General features: G+C 43.1%; 16 protein-coding genes. 15 read left to right on the forward strand and 1 reads right to left on the reverse strand.

The genetic code is table 11. The annotated features are described in order from the left end of the window. The first annotated feature begins 69 nt into the window (after positions 1-69). From AB4160_RS04155 to AB4160_RS04215, 13 genes are all read left to right on the forward strand, one after another. Positions 70-1,032 (forward strand): calcium/sodium antiporter, encoded by a 963-nt coding sequence (locus tag AB4160_RS04155; RefSeq protein WP_102440103.1) that lies wholly within the window; start codon positions 70-72, stop codon positions 1,030-1,032. Positions 1,033-1,100: 68 nt separating this feature from the next. After that, positions 1,101-2,078 carry a KpsF/GutQ family sugar-phosphate isomerase gene (locus AB4160_RS04160; protein ID WP_076539174.1) on the forward strand — a complete coding sequence of 326 codons (978 nt, stop codon included), beginning with the start codon at positions 1,101-1,103 and terminating at the stop codon, positions 2,076-2,078. Position 2,079: 1 nt separating this feature from the next. Then, positions 2,080-2,646: a 3-deoxy-manno-octulosonate-8-phosphatase KdsC gene (gene kdsC, locus AB4160_RS04165; RefSeq protein WP_076539176.1), complete on the forward strand. Its 567-nt coding sequence runs from the start codon at positions 2,080-2,082 to the stop codon at positions 2,644-2,646. Continuing rightward, positions 2,643-3,203: an LPS export ABC transporter periplasmic protein LptC gene (gene lptC / locus AB4160_RS04170; RefSeq protein ID WP_303413838.1), complete on the forward strand. Its 561-nt coding sequence runs from the start codon at positions 2,643-2,645 to the stop codon at positions 3,201-3,203. Before kdsC ends, lptC begins: the two co-directional genes overlap by 4 nt. Continuing rightward, complete coding sequence (gene lptA / locus AB4160_RS04175) at positions 3,190-3,900, forward strand: lipopolysaccharide transport periplasmic protein LptA (protein WP_102440100.1); 711 nt, start codon at positions 3,190-3,192, stop codon at positions 3,898-3,900. The genes lptC and lptA overlap by 14 nt, the downstream gene beginning before the upstream one ends. After that, positions 3,900-4,631 (forward strand): LPS export ABC transporter ATP-binding protein, encoded by a 732-nt coding sequence (lptB, locus tag AB4160_RS04180; RefSeq protein ID WP_076539182.1) that lies wholly within the window; start codon positions 3,900-3,902, stop codon positions 4,629-4,631. Before lptA ends, lptB begins: the two co-directional genes overlap by 1 nt. A 134-nt stretch (positions 4,632-4,765) precedes the next feature. Further along, entirely contained in the window at positions 4,766-6,250 is a 1,485-nt protein-coding gene (locus AB4160_RS04185; protein WP_102440099.1) for an RNA polymerase factor sigma-54, read from the forward strand. Between the two features lie 23 nt (positions 6,251-6,273). Then, complete coding sequence (hpf, locus tag AB4160_RS04190; RefSeq protein ID WP_076539186.1) at positions 6,274-6,561, forward strand: ribosome hibernation promoting factor; 288 nt, start codon at positions 6,274-6,276, stop codon at positions 6,559-6,561. Positions 6,562-6,563: 2 nt separating this feature from the next. Continuing rightward, a complete protein-coding gene (ptsN, locus tag AB4160_RS04195) occupies positions 6,564-7,007 on the forward strand; it encodes a PTS IIA-like nitrogen regulatory protein PtsN (protein WP_102440098.1) in 444 nt (147 codons plus the stop codon). Then, positions 7,004-7,852, forward strand: coding sequence for an RNase adapter RapZ (gene rapZ / locus AB4160_RS04200; RefSeq protein WP_102475893.1), 849 nt, complete (start codon positions 7,004-7,006; stop codon positions 7,850-7,852). Before ptsN ends, rapZ begins: the two co-directional genes overlap by 4 nt. Positions 7,853-7,877: 25 nt before the next feature. Beyond that, the gene (locus AB4160_RS04205; RefSeq protein ID WP_102440123.1) at positions 7,878-8,150 is read left to right on the forward strand and encodes an HPr family phosphocarrier protein; all 273 of its coding nucleotides are present in this window, start codon (positions 7,878-7,880) and stop codon (positions 8,148-8,150) included. A 198-nt stretch (positions 8,151-8,348) separates the two neighbouring features. Further along, positions 8,349-9,710, forward strand: coding sequence for a magnesium transporter (mgtE, locus tag AB4160_RS04210; RefSeq protein WP_102440096.1), 1,362 nt, complete (start codon positions 8,349-8,351; stop codon positions 9,708-9,710). Between the two features lie 476 nt (positions 9,711-10,186). After that, positions 10,187-10,486 carry a transposase gene (locus tag AB4160_RS04215; protein ID WP_102440095.1) on the forward strand — a complete coding sequence of 100 codons (300 nt, stop codon included), beginning with the start codon at positions 10,187-10,189 and terminating at the stop codon, positions 10,484-10,486. Positions 10,487-11,644: 1,158 nt separating this feature from the next. Here the strand turns inward: AB4160_RS04215 and AB4160_RS04220 are convergent. Continuing rightward, a complete protein-coding gene (locus tag AB4160_RS04220; protein ID WP_372003681.1) occupies positions 11,645-12,304 on the reverse strand; it encodes a hypothetical protein in 660 nt (219 codons plus the stop codon). Between the two features lie 699 nt (positions 12,305-13,003). On the opposite strand from AB4160_RS04220, the gene ubiD reads away from it, so the two are divergent. Further along, entirely contained in the window at positions 13,004-14,485 is a 1,482-nt protein-coding gene (gene ubiD / locus AB4160_RS04225) for a 4-hydroxy-3-polyprenylbenzoate decarboxylase (protein WP_102440093.1), read from the forward strand. Positions 14,486-14,565: 80 nt separating this feature from the next. Continuing rightward, positions 14,566-15,264, forward strand: a complete 699-nt coding sequence (fre, locus tag AB4160_RS04230) for an NAD(P)H-flavin reductase (RefSeq protein WP_372003683.1) — start codon at positions 14,566-14,568, stop codon at positions 15,262-15,264. The last annotated feature ends 19 nt before the right edge of the window (positions 15,265-15,283 follow it).

Raw genomic sequence — 15,283 nt, forward strand, 5'->3', positions numbered from 1 at the left:
TTCGCAATAGCGATGATTTTTGTTAATATCTGACAAAAATATCGCCATAACTCAAATAATTGGAACAAGATGCTTTTTAATATCATGATGCTCATCGTCGGATTGGGCGCATTAGTTTGGAGCGCAGATCGCTTTGTTTACGGAGCTGCCGCCTTTGCTAGAAACTTAGGCCTGCCACCAATGTTAATCGGTTTAACCATTGTGGCCATGGGCAGCTCAGCGCCAGAAATGCTGGTTGCTGCCACCGCATCAATGGAAGGCATGAGCGATACTGCAATTGGTAACGTGCTCGGCTCAAACGTGGCTAACATCACCTTGATATTAGGGGTTACCGCATTGTTTGGGGCTATTTCAGTTCGCTCAGAAACCTTAAAGCGTGAAATTCCAATCATGATTGCGGCAACCGTATTAGCTGGCTACCTTATTCACGACGGCATGCTCACCCGTGTTGAAGGTGGGGTATTATTAATCGCATTTTTCGCCTTGATGGGCTATTTCATTTGGAGCGCGATGCGAAATAAGAAAAAAGATGTCCTAGCTGATGAGTCTGACGCAGAGATCCCTAAAAATGTACCCACATTACATGCTATTATCTGGATCATTGTTGGTATGGTGTTATTGCCACTCTCGGCAGACTGGATGGTGACGGGCGCGGTAGGCATTGCCAAGACATTTGGCTTGTCAGATCTGGTCATCGGCTTGACCATTATTGCCATTGGCACCAGTTTACCGGAACTAGCAGCATGCATCGCTGGCGTCCTAAAAAAAGAAGACGACCTCGCGATTGGTAATATTGTTGGCTCAAACATTTTTAATATTTTAGCAGTGCTGGCCATTCCAGGGCTGATTGCCCCAGGTGAAATCGACATAAATGCAAGCGGTCGAGATTTTTACATGGTACTAGCAACCAGCACCGCATTAGCAGTACTGGTATTATCGAGTGGCGCTAAAAAGCAGCTTACTCGCTGGCATGGAGCCCTTTTATTAATCGTCTTTATTGCGTACCAAGTTGTCTTATTTCAATCACAATAATGGGGCATAAAGATGTGTGACTCACCAAAGCGTAACCCGAAATCGCTTTGGACAATAGAGAGATACATATGACAGAACAAACACAATTGCGCCAATGGGGTCGTCAAGTCATTGATATTGAAAAGGCAGCATTAGATAACCTTTATCAATATGTAGACTCAGACGAGTTTGGCCAAGCCTGTGAACTCATTTTAGAATGTAAAGGCAAAGTCATTGTCATGGGCATGGGCAAATCTGGCCACATTGGCAATAAGATTTCTGCCACACTCGCCAGCACAGGCACGCCTGCATTTTTTGTTCACCCTGGCGAAGCAAGCCATGGCGACTTAGGCGCTCTGGCAAAAAATGATATTATTTTAGCCATATCAAATTCTGGTGAAGCCAGTGAAATTCTCACCTTAATGCCCGTTATACAGCGCATGGGTGTCCCGGTAATCGCGATTACGGGTAAACCAGAATCCAATATGGCCAAGCTATCTAAACTGCATTTATGTATTGAAGTGCCTGAAGAAGCCTGCCCATTAGGGCTAGCACCAACATCAAGCACCACGGCAACCTTGGTGATGGGTGACGCCTTGGCCGTAGCATTATTGCAAGCGAAAGGCTTTACCCGTGATGATTTCGCCCTATCCCACCCTGGTGGCTCTTTAGGTCGTAAACTATTACTTAAAGTCAGCGATGTAATGCACAAAGGCGCTGATATTCCACAGGTGAAAAGTGAGCTCTGCATTACTGAAACCCTATATGAGATCTCAAATAAAGGTTTAGGTATGACTGCAGTGATCGATAATGCAGACAAGCTAGTCGGGATCTTTACTGACGGTGATTTACGCCGCGTCATCGATGCTGAAGTGAACCTGCGTACTACCGCTATTGCCGATGTAATGACAACCAACTGCATTACCATCAGCCCAGGTATTTTAGCCGCGCAAGCATTACAGATTATGGAAGAAAAAAGTATTAACGGTTTAATTGTCGTAGACGAGAACCAACGCCCAGTCGGCGCACTTAACATGCTCGATATGGTTAAAGCTGGAGTCATTTAACATGTCATTACACGAAACACTGCACCAAGGTTTTTACGGCCCAATCTCTGATGATGTTTGGCAAAAAGCCAAAAAAATTAAGCTGCTTATTTGCGATGTCGATGGGGTATTTTCCGATGGCCGTATTTATTTAAGTAATGCAGGGGAAGAGTTAAAAGCATTTCATACCCGTGATGGTTATGGCATTCGCTCTATTTTAACCAGTAATATTCATGTTGCTGTGATAACCGGGCGTAAATCTGCCATTGTGGAAAATAGAATGACCGCTTTAGGTGTCACTCATATTTATCAGGGTGTTGATGATAAACTAGTGCCTTACCAAAGCCTGTTAGATACCTATGGCGTTAGCCCAGATGAAGTCGCCTATATTGGTGATGACATGGTTGACTTACCTGTGATGAAACAGGTTGGCCTTGCAGTTTGTGTGGCTGATGGCCATCCTTATGTTAAACAACATTGCCATATGACCACCACCATTAACGGCGGAAATGGCGCATTACGTGAACTCACCGATTTGCTATTACTTAGCCAAGATAAGTTTGAAAATGCCCACGGAATGAGTATATGAGCCGAGTGACCTTCGCTATTATCGGATTTTTTGGCGCAGCCTTAGTCCTTTATTGGCAAGTACAAGTTAAACGTAGTCAGATGGAGGCAAGTAAATTGCCTGCCCCTGCTCGCCCTGATTTTATCGCCAATGACTTACGCACCACTGAATTTAATGAGCAAGGTTTAGTGCAAAGCCGAGTCTCAGCGAAATACATGGAGCACTTTCAGCAAAGTAATGAAACCATGTTTACTGAGCCTGTCTACCTTATTTATCCTGAAAATGGTGAAGCCGAATGGCAATTAAGCGCAGATTTAGGCAAGCTGAATAATGAAACAGGCAAAGTAGTTTTAGAAAATAATGTTATTATTGATGCAATAAACATCGACGAGCCATTACAATCTTTGACAACCACCATGTTGGCACTCGATATGAACACCATGATTTTGACCTCAGATAGACAAATTTTTGTTACTGGGTCAGATTTTAATATACAAGGTTTAGGCCTGTATGCTGATTTAAATGCTCAAGAACTTGAACTTTTAAGTCAAGTAGAAGGAACGTATGAAGCAAAGTAAACTTTTGATTGCCTCACTACTCAGTGTAGTCAGTATTGCCAGCGCCTATGCAAAAGAAGGCGATTTACAGCAAGAGCTTAAAGTCGCAGCTGTGAGCCAAAAAGCTGACATAAAAAACAATCAGGTCATCTTCTATGGCCCAGTTAATGTGACTCAAGGGTCGATTAACATTAATGCCGACGAATTACGCGCATTTGGCACCGAAAGCGGCACCCAAAAAACCATGGTTGCCACAGGTAACCCTGCGACATTTTCCCAAGAGTTAGATGATGGCCGTATTGGTACTGCCAGTGCCGATGAAATTAAATATGAGCTTGCCACTAGCATTTTAACCTTAACGGGTAATGCTAAATTGGACCAAGCGGGTAGCCAGGTTACTGGTAACCTAATTAGCTACAACATTGAAAAGCAGCAGTTAATTGCTGAAAGCACCGGTACTGGTGAAGATCGGGTTATCACTATTTTTCAACCAGAAAGTCACCCAGACTTGATTGATTCTGAAAAGAAAAAAGATGAGCAACCACATTTACCAGACAGCGCTAAACCCGGTGATGACACGCCACCAGCTATAATTGAAAACAACAATTTATCTGCTGTAGAGGCTGTGAACTCAACTGAAACACCCGAAGTAACTGAATCACTTAACGCTGAGGCGCAGGCGACATTGTCAGCCCCAGCAGCTGAGCAAAATGACTAATGACCCAAATTACGTTAACCGCTGAAAATCTCGCTAAGAGTTATAAAAGTCGCCAGGTAGTAAAAGATGTCAGCCTGACGGTAAAAACCGGCCAAATTGTTGGCTTACTTGGCCCTAATGGTGCGGGTAAAACCACCACCTTTTATATGGTCGTAGGCCTAGTCAAAAGTGATAAGGGCCGCATTCTGATCGATGAAGATGATTTAACCGCAGATCCAATGCATTTGCGCGCCCGAAAAGGCATTGGCTACTTACCTCAAGAAGCCAGTATTTTTCGTAAGCTCACAGTACACGATAATATAATGGCAGTGCTTCAAACTCGCAAAAGCTTATCAAATGAGCAGCGCATTGAAGAACTGGAACATTTATTAGAAGAATTTAACATAACTCATATCCGTGATAGCCAAGGTATGGCGTTATCGGGAGGCGAGCGTCGCCGAGTTGAAATTGCACGCGCATTAGCGGCAAATCCTAAGTTTATTTTATTAGATGAACCTTTTGCAGGGGTAGATCCTATCTCAGTAATCGACATCAAGAAAATTATTCAACAACTTAAAAGCCGTGGTTTAGGGGTGCTAATTACCGACCATAATGTCCGTGAAACACTTGATGTGTGTGAGCGAGCATATATTGTGAGTCACGGAAACTTGATTGCTGAAGGAACACCTGCTGAGATCTTAGTCAATCAGCAAGTTAGGTCGGTATACTTAGGTGAACAATTCAAGCTATAGTTAGCACTATTCAGTTTTTAGTATGGCATTCGCGGCCAACAACAAACCTTAATCTAGTCTATTTTTCTAGGATCATAAACTAGCGCCCACACTGTTCGTCGCGATGATGTAATTCAATTAGGGACAAGCGGTACATGAAAGCCTCACTCCAACTCAAAATGGGTCAACACTTAACCATGACCCCACAGTTGCAACAAGCGATTCGCTTATTGCAACTTTCCTCATTGGAGCTACAGCAAGAAATTCAACAAGCACTTGATTCAAACCCGCTATTAGAGCTTGAAGACGAATTCACTAAAGCCAAAGAGCCCGTAAAAGAAAACGCCCTGCAAACTGACACCGATTTTAGTGATAATAGCCAAGTCACCATAGAAAAAGACACCTCAACGGTTGATACCACTGAATCGCTCACTAAAGATTCTATGCCTGAAGAACTCCCTATGGATACCACATGGGATGAGGTGTATACCGCCTCGCCTACTTCTGGCTCTGGCGCAGTATCGAGCGGTAATGATATGCCGTTTCAAGGCGAAACCAGTGAAGGCTTGTATGAGCATCTTGAATGGCAAAAAAACCTCACTCCCTTTTCTGAAAATGACTTAGTGATTGCAACCGCCATTATTGATGCCATTGATGAGCGCGGTTACCTCACCCAGAGCGTTGAAGACATTTTGCAATCCTTAGGCACTGACGATATCGAACTCGATGAAGTTGAAGCTGTACTTAAACGGGTACAACACTTCGATCCCGTCGGCATTGCAGCGCGAGATTTAAGTGAGTGTCTATTAATTCAATTAGGCCAATACCCTAATGAAATTCCTTGCATAGATAATGTTAAGTTACTGATTAAAGATCATCTTGATTTAATCGCCGGTCGTGACTTTAGGTTACTGATGCGTAAAACCAAGCTTAAAGAAGATGATTTACGTGAAGCCATTGAATTTATTCAAACGCTCAATCCACGTCCAGGCTTGCAAATTACCCCCATTAAAGATGAGTACGTCATTCCTGATGTTACTGTACTTAAAAAGAATGGTCGCTGGGTGGTCGAGCTAAATCCCGATAACATGCCTAAAATTGGCGTTAACCAGCAATATGCAGCTATGGCCAAAGGCGGTTCAAGCCAAGCTGACAGCCAATTTATTCGTGGTCATTTACAAGAAGCTAAATGGTTTATCAAAAGCATCGATAGCCGTAATGAAACCTTACTAAAAGTGGCTAACTGTATCGTACAATTTCAGCAAGGTTTCTTTGAGTTCGGTGAAGAAGCCATGAAGCCGATGGTGCTCAATGATATTGCTGAAGCGGTTGAAATGCACGAGTCGACCATTTCACGGGTCACGACCCAAAAATACATGCATACCCCCCGTGGACTTTTTGAACTAAAATATTTTTTCTCAAGCCATGTAAGTACCGATGATGGTGGAGAATGCTCTTCTACAGCAATTCGCGCATTTATTAAAAAGCTCGTAGCTGCAGAAAACCCGAAAAAGCCTCTTAGTGATAGTAAAATGGCGACACTATTGGCTGAACAAGGGATTAACGTTGCTCGACGTACGATAGCCAAATATCGAGAGGCAATGCTCATCCCTCCCTCAAACCAACGCAAAAGCTTATAACTTTTGTTATTGGAGGATGACCTATGCAAATTAACCTGACTGGAAACCATATTGAAATAACTCAATCTTTACGGGAATACGTGCAAACAAAATTTTCAAAGCTTGAACGACACTTCGAACAGATCAATAATGTTCACGTTGTGCTCGATGTTCAAAAGCTACAACAGATTGCCGAAGCCAAACTGCACCTAAAAGGCGGTGAAGTGTTTGCTGTATCGCGTAACGCTGATATGTATGTGGCAATAGACGCCCTGATAGATAAGCTAGACCGTCAGGTAATTAAACATAAAGAGAAACTCACTAAGCATTAACGATGGAACTTCGTACCATCCTGCAGCCGGCGTGCACTACCTGTGCCACTCCGGGCAGTAAGAAAAAGGTACTGGAATTAATCAGCAATTTAATGGCTGCCCAGTACCCAACCCTTTCTTCACAGGCTATTTTTGAAAGTCTAATAGCGCGTGAAAAAATGGGCAGTACAGGTATAGGAAATGGCATAGCAATTCCACATGGGCGCTTAGATAATATCGAAGAACCCATTGCTATTTTAATCAAATGCGAAGAGCCAATCGCCTTTGATGCCATAGACAAGCAACCTGTAGATATTTTATTTGCGCTTCTTGTACCTGCAGATCAGTGCCAGCAACACCTAAGCACATTATCTAGCATGGCAGAGAAACTCAGTGATAAATTGATACTTAAACGACTTCGAAAGAGTCATGACGCTACAGAACTTTATCAGGTTATTACTGCATGAAACTTGTCATCGTATCGGGACGTTCAGGTTCAGGAAAATCAGTCGCACTGAGAGTGCTTGAAGATTTAGGTTATTACTGTGTTGATAACCTGCCACTGCCACTGATTGGCAGCCTGCTTGAACAGCTTAAAGATAGTAACGAGCTTGTCGCCATTAGCGTCGATGTGCGTAATATCGAAGAGCAAGGCAAAGTACTCAAAGAGCAAATTGCTTTACTGTCTGACGATACCAGCATTACCAGTTTCTTTTTAAACGCCAACGATAAAGTGTTACTGAAGCGTTTTAGTGAGACCCGCCGATTACACCCACTGTCTAAGAATCAAATTTCGTTACAAGAAGCCATTAAGCTTGAGGGGCGGTTACTCGAACCCATAGCCAAAATGGTTGATCACTATATCGACACCTCGCAAACTAATATCTACGAATTGAGCGATCATGTTCGGCAAATCTTGCTAGGCAGTGTTGATAAAGAATTAGTGGTACATTTTGAGTCATTTGGCTTTAAGCATGGCATGCCGGCTGAAGCAGACTTTATGTTTGATGTGCGCTTTTTACCGAATCCGCACTGGGAGCTTGAGTTAAGGCCCTACACAGGCCTAGATGCGCCCGTGCAAGAGTTCTTAGAGCGACAGCCTTTGGTGAATAAGTTTATCTGGCAAATTGAAAACCTTTTTGACACTTGGATGCCACATTTAGAGCGTAATAACCGCAGCTACCTGACCATTGCCATTGGTTGTACCGGCGGTCAGCACCGTTCGGTTTATATTGCCGATCAGCTCGCTAAACGTTTCAACAACTCTAAGCACAAAGTCAGCGCCCGCCATAGAGAGCTTGGCATTGAATAAGCTAACCACAACGCCAGCCAAAACGGTGGCCTATTCAAAGCAAATTACCATCAGTAACAAGCTAGGCTTGCATGCGCGAGCGGCGACTAAATTGGCAATTTTAGCTACCGAGTTTGACGCAACTATCACCCTTATCCAAGGTGAGAAACAAGCCAGTGCTGCCAGCGTATTGGGGTTATTAATGTTAGAAAGTGGCATTGGTAAAATCATTACTGTTGAAGCTCAAGGCCGTGATGCAGAAAAAGCCCTTGAGGCCGTATGCAAGTTAATCAACGATAAATTTGACGAAGAAAGCTAACCGCCTGCGCCCAGTAACATCTCCAAGGAAACACAGCGACTCACCTTTACCATTATTTTATTAGCTATACTCAACACACCACCAAGCAGTATTAGCGTGTTTATGAATTGCGCATCAAGCCATCAGATATTAGAAATTTCTTCATTCTTTCCGGTGAGTTAAGTTAACATTTCATCATCGTCTTTTCAGGAGTAGCCAATGGGTATTGAAGTCATCGACAGCGAACTGACCGAACAACGTCTTAATCAGCTTACACAAGCATTAGGTAGCGGTATGTTTGTTCATGTCAGAAATATGCTTCATGACATGGCCGCCTCCGATGTGGCATTAATTCTTGAATCATCACCGCCGAAAACTCGTCAAGTGTTATGGCAACTGATTGATCATGAGCAAGCGGGTGAAATCCTAGAAGAACTCGGTGAAGAGTTAAAAGATTCACTCATCAGCGCTATGACCCCAGAAAAAGTAGCCCAAGCCACCTCAGGGATGGATACCGATGACTTGGCTTACATCTTAAGAAGTTTGCCAGATGCTGTTTATAAAAAAGTACTGCAATCCATGAGCAGTCAAGACCGCCATCGCGTCGAACAAGCACTGTCATACCCTGATGACACCGCTGGCAGTATCATGAATACAGATACGGTCACTTTGCGTCCTGACGTTAATATTGATGTGGTATTACGCTATTTGCGCCAGCGCGGCAACTTACCCGATACCACAGATACCTTATATGTGGTTGATCGCAACGATCATGTGCTTGGTGGGGTGCGCCTTGCCGATCTACTCACCTGTGATCCTAATTCAACCATTCGCAGCATCATGGATCCTGAATTAGAAAGCATCCCTGTGGACATGCCTGATAATGAAGTGGCGCAATTATTTGAACGCCATGACTGGATTTCGGCCCCAGTGGTAGATGAAGCACAAAAATTATTAGGCCGTATTACCATTGATGATGTGGTCGATGTTATTCGTGAAGACGCCGAACACTCAATGATGGGGATGGCGGGTATGGATGACGATGAAGATACCTTTGGCCCCGTAATGAAAAGCACCTTCAGACGCTCGCTATGGCTTACCATTAACTTGTTTGCCGCCTTACTTGCTGCATCAGTAAGTAATATGTTTGAAGGCACGTTAGAGCAATTTGCCACCATCGCGATTTTAATGACTATTGTCCCTAGTATGGGCGGTGTGGCAGGCAATCAAACCTTAGCTCTGGTTATTCGTGGTATCGCCTTGGGTCATATTGGCCAAAGTAACTCCCGTTGGCTTATCGGTAAAGAATTAGCCATTGGTTTTCTTAATGGCCTCATGTGGTCGGTACTGGTCTTCTTTGCAGTGTGGCTATGGAAAGGTGATATGGCACTGGGCGGTCTCATTGGCGGCGCGATGCTCATTAACATGACCGTTGCCGGACTAGCGGGGGCCAGTATTCCGCTCATACTTAAAAAACTCAATATCGATCCGGCATTGGCTGGCGGTATGGTACTAACCACAGTCACCGATGTGATTGGCTTATTCGCCTTTTTAGGCTTAGCGACCATTTTCTTAATGTAGCGCCGTAAAACCCCCTCTCTCATCAGCATAAAAAGCGGCATTTATTGCCGCTTTTTTGTGCCTTAAAACCATAGAGTTTTAATGGTTACTTTTGTTTACCAATTAAAACCAATTCGCACCAAAATAGTACTTTTGCACCAAGATGTTTCACGCTCACTTTTTAGAGCTAACACTTTAAAAAAATAAGTCACTGTAATAAAAGGGTAAAATATTTATTTCATAATTGGCACAAGTATTCCATTGAGTTACGTATCACTAAAGAGGTAGCTTTTAATTTGACCAATTTAGTGGATAAATTTAAGCCTTATAAATTTGAATATCAGCAGGAGTCGATGATGAAATTATTACACACATGTTTGAATCTTTGTCGTAATCAGTGCCACTTTTATAAGCATGTAGGCTGTAGCCTATGGGAAGTAGAATAGTCTTATCGTTAAGCCGACGAAGTTAATCGCTTTTAAATGCTTGGAGCTAATATGTCAGCACAAACAAAGTTTTATCCCGAGAGCTTTCAGCAGCAAGTGATCGCTGAAGTGAAGCAACATAATCGATTAATTTCTGATGTTGCTAAGCAATACTGCATCTCAGCAAAAACGGTTTACCAATGGGTTAAAAATAAAGAAACCGCGATGACATCAAAAACTAATGCCGAGGGCGTGACCACTCGCAAGCGTACACAAGCTAAACAGAAAAGCGCTTTAGTGTCAGAGATAGCTCACTTACAACTTAAGTTATCTCAGCTGAATCAGCAGCTGTTATCGATTAATAGCAATTAGTGGGGATTAACACAGTTCCGACAAACTTGATTGAATTAAACGCTGCCCCCATCGGCAATTAATTAGCGACAAATCTATTGTAAAATATAGAGCTGTTCACCCTCAGGTTTGTCAATTTTATTACATAAAAAGCTGATATAAAGCAGCTATGTAAGCTAAAAACCTGCAACAGGGACTAACAATAATAATAGGTCGCAGGAATGCCAAAAGGCAGTGTAAGGCCGGTGCTAATGAAAGGATGTCATTGGTGCCCGTGAATACGAAACGAATGGATTTTAAGACTGTTCCGGCAGGTTTGATTCGATAAGCGCACCACCCCAAGTGCACTTATTAAGAAGCTAATATTCCGACGATAAAGGCTTTTAAACAATCAAGCTTGTCAATTTTATTCAAGCTCAGTGACTGCATTCCCCCCATGATTGCAGTATCACTGAATTGAAACCTGCAACAAGGCTAACAATAATTATAAGTCGCAGGTATGCCTACAGGCAGGTAAACCACCCTAAAGTAAGGATGTCACTAGGGTGATTGGAGATAGATTCAGGCAGATTTGATGTGTTGCTAACTGTTCCCCAGCAGTGAGCTATAGAGGTTTTATTAGGGCTTAAGCGCCCAAGGTAATACTTCTATCAACATGGCTAATTTATCCGTTTCAACAAGGTGACAGCACTCTCCCCCATGCTTGCATGGTCACTGAATCGAATACCTGCAACAAGGAATAATAACAATAATATGTCGTAGGCAAGCAACAGCGTAACCCTGATGAATGGAAGTCATAAGGGGAAATATTAAAAAGCATAAACTAGGAGATGTATTACGAGTATTAACTAATTTAACAACCAATAGCTTTGATTTGATTGATGGTCGTCCCCAGCGACTATTGATTATGAAAACATTCTATACCCCTTACTTCATGGAATTGCTTTCTACTATCAAACCTATTGAGTCCGTTGACGACTATTTGGACATGAGCAACTGCTTCTCTCCCCAGTTTTCGTAGTGAGCGAATGAATAAGTTTTCATCAACAACAGTTTTAATGCCGATACATTTTGTCGGTAGACAATGCACAAAAAGCCCTGATGGAAGGATCCATCAGGGCTTTTTTATCTTTAAACGTTATAAACGTTCTCAGCCTATGTAGAAACAGCGCCACTCAATTAGTCTTTTTCTGCGGCTAATCTCATATAGCGTTGTGATGACCAGTCAAAGTAATACTCTTGCCCTTGCCACTGATAAATTGTTCTGCCGTCTCTTTGGATAGCGCGGGCATTTTCAGGTAGCTGGGTTAAGCCACTGGCGTATTCAATACTGGTGGTGGATCGTTTCGGTGGAGACACCACTTGATGTTGCTGCGGTTGCACATAGTTTCTGCGGTAATGGCGATCATAGTAATCATAGCGATAGGGCGTTTGCCAGCCGTTATTCCAGCCTATGCCATTATTCCAGCCATAGCCCCAGCCATTATTCCATCGATTTCCCCACCGATTATAATAAGGGTAACGCCAACCGTTATTCCACCCCACACCGACGCCCCAGCGCACTGATGAACCTGAATGACGTGAATGACGTGAATGACGTGAATGACCATGATGACGATCGGATGTAAGATATCGCAGTTGCGGCAAGCCATCAAAAGCTTGCATGCTAGCTGAAATCTTGTGGGGACTCGCGTCTTGAGCATTAGCCCCTTGGGCATTAGTGCTTATGCCAAGCATTAAACTCAAGCCTACAGTTACTGAGATATACCCTTTTAAGCTCATCAGATATAAAGCCGTAAAGCAGGTCTTTGGCAGTGTCTGTTGTGCTTCTTTGTTCATCTCACGCCCCCCTTTGTACCTAAGCAGCATTTTCTACAGCAGCTAATATAGGGCAATTAAATGGCAATTACCCTATAAACAAGTCTAGCTCAAAACAACCTATAACCAATAACCATCGCTTAACCCTATTTTAGAAAAATGCTCATAGATACCGGCGCTATCTGGTTAATAAAAATCAACATCTAACCCATAATCATCGCTTAACCCAGTTTTATAAAAATGCTGATAGATACGCGGGCAATAGCTATGAGCAGGTTAATTAAAATCAACGACCAACAAATAACCATCGCTTAACCCTATTTTAGAAAAATGCTCATAGATACCGGCGCTATCTGGTTAATTCAAATCAACATCTAACCCATAATCATCGCTTAACCCAGTTTTATAAAAATGCTGATAGATACGCGGGCAATAGCTATGAGCAGGTTAATTAAAATCAACGACCAACAAATAAACATCGCTTAACCCTATTTTAGAAAAATGCTCATAGATACCGGCGCGATCTGGTTAATTCAAATCAACATCTAACCCATAATCATCGCTTAACCCAGTTTTATAAAAATGCTGATAGATACGCGGGCAATAGCTATGAGCAGGTTAATTAAAATCAACGACCAACAAATAAACATCGCTTAACCCTATTTTAGAAAAATGCTATAGTGCGCCCCAAAGAGCGATTAACAATAGAGTGAATAAGCCATGAGTTTTAAGGATTTACGTAGCTTCATTGATCACCTTGAAGCTAATGGTGAACTAAAGCGGATTAGTTATGCTGTTGATCCCAATCTAGAAATGACTGAAATTGCCGATCGCGTCTTGCGCTCTGGCGGCCCTGCGTTGTTATTTGAAAACCCAACCAATAACGACATGCCAGTTTTAGTGAATTTATTTGGCACTCCAAAACGTGTTGCTATGGCGTTAGGTAAAGACGACCCACTGGCTTTGCGTGAAGTGGGTGAATTGCTAGCTTTTTTAAAAGAACCTGAGCCGCCAAGTGGCTTTAAAGACGCTATTGCCAAAATACCTAAGTTCAAACAAGCGTTAAACATGCCGCCAAAAACAGTACGTAACCCACCTTGTCAGGAAGTGGTATTAACTGGTGACGAGGTGGATTTAACCAAATTACCGGTACAACATTGCTGGCCTGGCGATGTGGCGCCTCTAGTGACTTGGGGATTAACCATTACTAAAGGTCCGCGCCAAAAAAGACAAAACTTAGGGATTTATCGCCAGCAGTTATTAGGTAAAAACAAACTGATTATGCGCTGGCTTGATCACCGCGGCGGCGCATTAGACTTTAAAGATTTCAAAGAAAAACACCCAGGTGAGCGCTACCCTGTGGTAGTGGCATTAGGCGCCGATCCGGTGACTATTTTAGGCGCGGTAACCCCTGTGCCAGACTCAATGAGCGAATATGCTTTTGCGGGTTTACTGCGTGGTGAACGCACCGAAGTGTGCAAAGCCATCAGTTGCGACTTAGAAGTCCCAGCCACCAGCGAAATCATTTTAGAAGGCTATATTGACCCTGAAGAAATGGCTGAAGAAGGCCCTTATGGCGATCACACTGGTTACTATAACGAAACAGACAAGTTTCCAGTTTTCACCGTCACCCATATGACCCAGCGTAAAGATGCGATTTATCACAGCACCTACACAGGTCGTCCACCGGATGAGCCTGCCATGTTAGGTGTGGCGTTAAACGAAGTCTTTGTGCCGATTTTACGTAAGCAATATCCTGAAATTATCGACTTTTACTTGCCGCCTGAAGGTTGCTCGTATCGCATGGCAGTAATTTCAATTCGGAAGCAATATGCCGGTCATGCCAAACGGGTAATGATGGGCGCTTGGTCGTTCTTGCGACAGTTTATGTACACCAAATTCATCATCATCGTTGATGAAGACGTCAATTGCCGCGATTGGCAAGATGTGATTTGGGCGATTACCACCCGTATGGACCCAACAAGAGATACCGTAATGGTGGATAATACGCCGATTGATTACCTTGATTTTGCCTCGCCTATTGCCGGTTTAGGTTCAAAAATGGGCTTAGATGCGACCAATAAGTGGCCAGGCGAAACTGACAGAGAATGGGGCACGCCAATTGTGATGGATCCAGCAGTCAAAGATAAAGTGGATCAAATCTGGGACGAATTAGGTATTGATGATAGCCCAACGCTATAATGCCCAGCTAAAGAGTTAACCCTCTACCCTACAAATAAAATAAAAACACCCTTCAAAGAAAGGGCTACCAAGGATGTTAGATGAACACCATTCGCTGTAAAATTGAAAAGATCACCCCATTTAATGATGCTGTTTTTCAGGTCATACTTAAACCAGAAGTCCCTTTTGACTTCAAAGCAGGGCAATACTTATCCATCGTTATGGGAGAAAAAGACAAACGTCCTTTCTCAATAGCATCTGCACCAAATGCAGAACTGCTTGAGCTGCATATCGGCGCTGCTGTTTCTGAAAGCTACCCAATGCAAGTGGTTGAGCGCCTAAAAAACAACGAGTTTATTGATATTGAAGCCCCTGCTGGTGAGGCTTTTTTACGTCAAGACAGCCAACGCCCTCGCATCATGATTGCTGGCGGCACGGGGTTTTCATACATTAAGAGTATTATTGAGCAGCAAATTGCTAGCGGCCATACAATAAAAACACAGTTTTACTGGGGTTGTCGTAACGAGCAAGCAATGTACTACCAAGAAATTGCCCGCCAATGGCATGCAAACCATGAATGGTTAGAGTTTATTCCCGTTGTTGAAGAAGCGACAGCTAACTGGAATGGTAAACAAGCCAACTTGCTTGAGCAAATTAACCAAGATCATATCAGCTTAGTGGGTTACGACATTTATATTGCTGGCCGTTTCGATATGGTCGGCGCCGCCCGTGAAGTCTTTCGTGAAATGGGCGTTGATGAAGCTCACCTTTATGGTGATGCCTTCGCATTTATCAAATAAGCCTAATTGATTTACCCAT

The sequence above is a fragment of the Shewanella sp. 10N.286.51.B8 genome, from assembly GCF_041469325.1.
Taxonomy (GTDB): domain Bacteria; phylum Pseudomonadota; class Gammaproteobacteria; order Enterobacterales; family Shewanellaceae; genus Shewanella.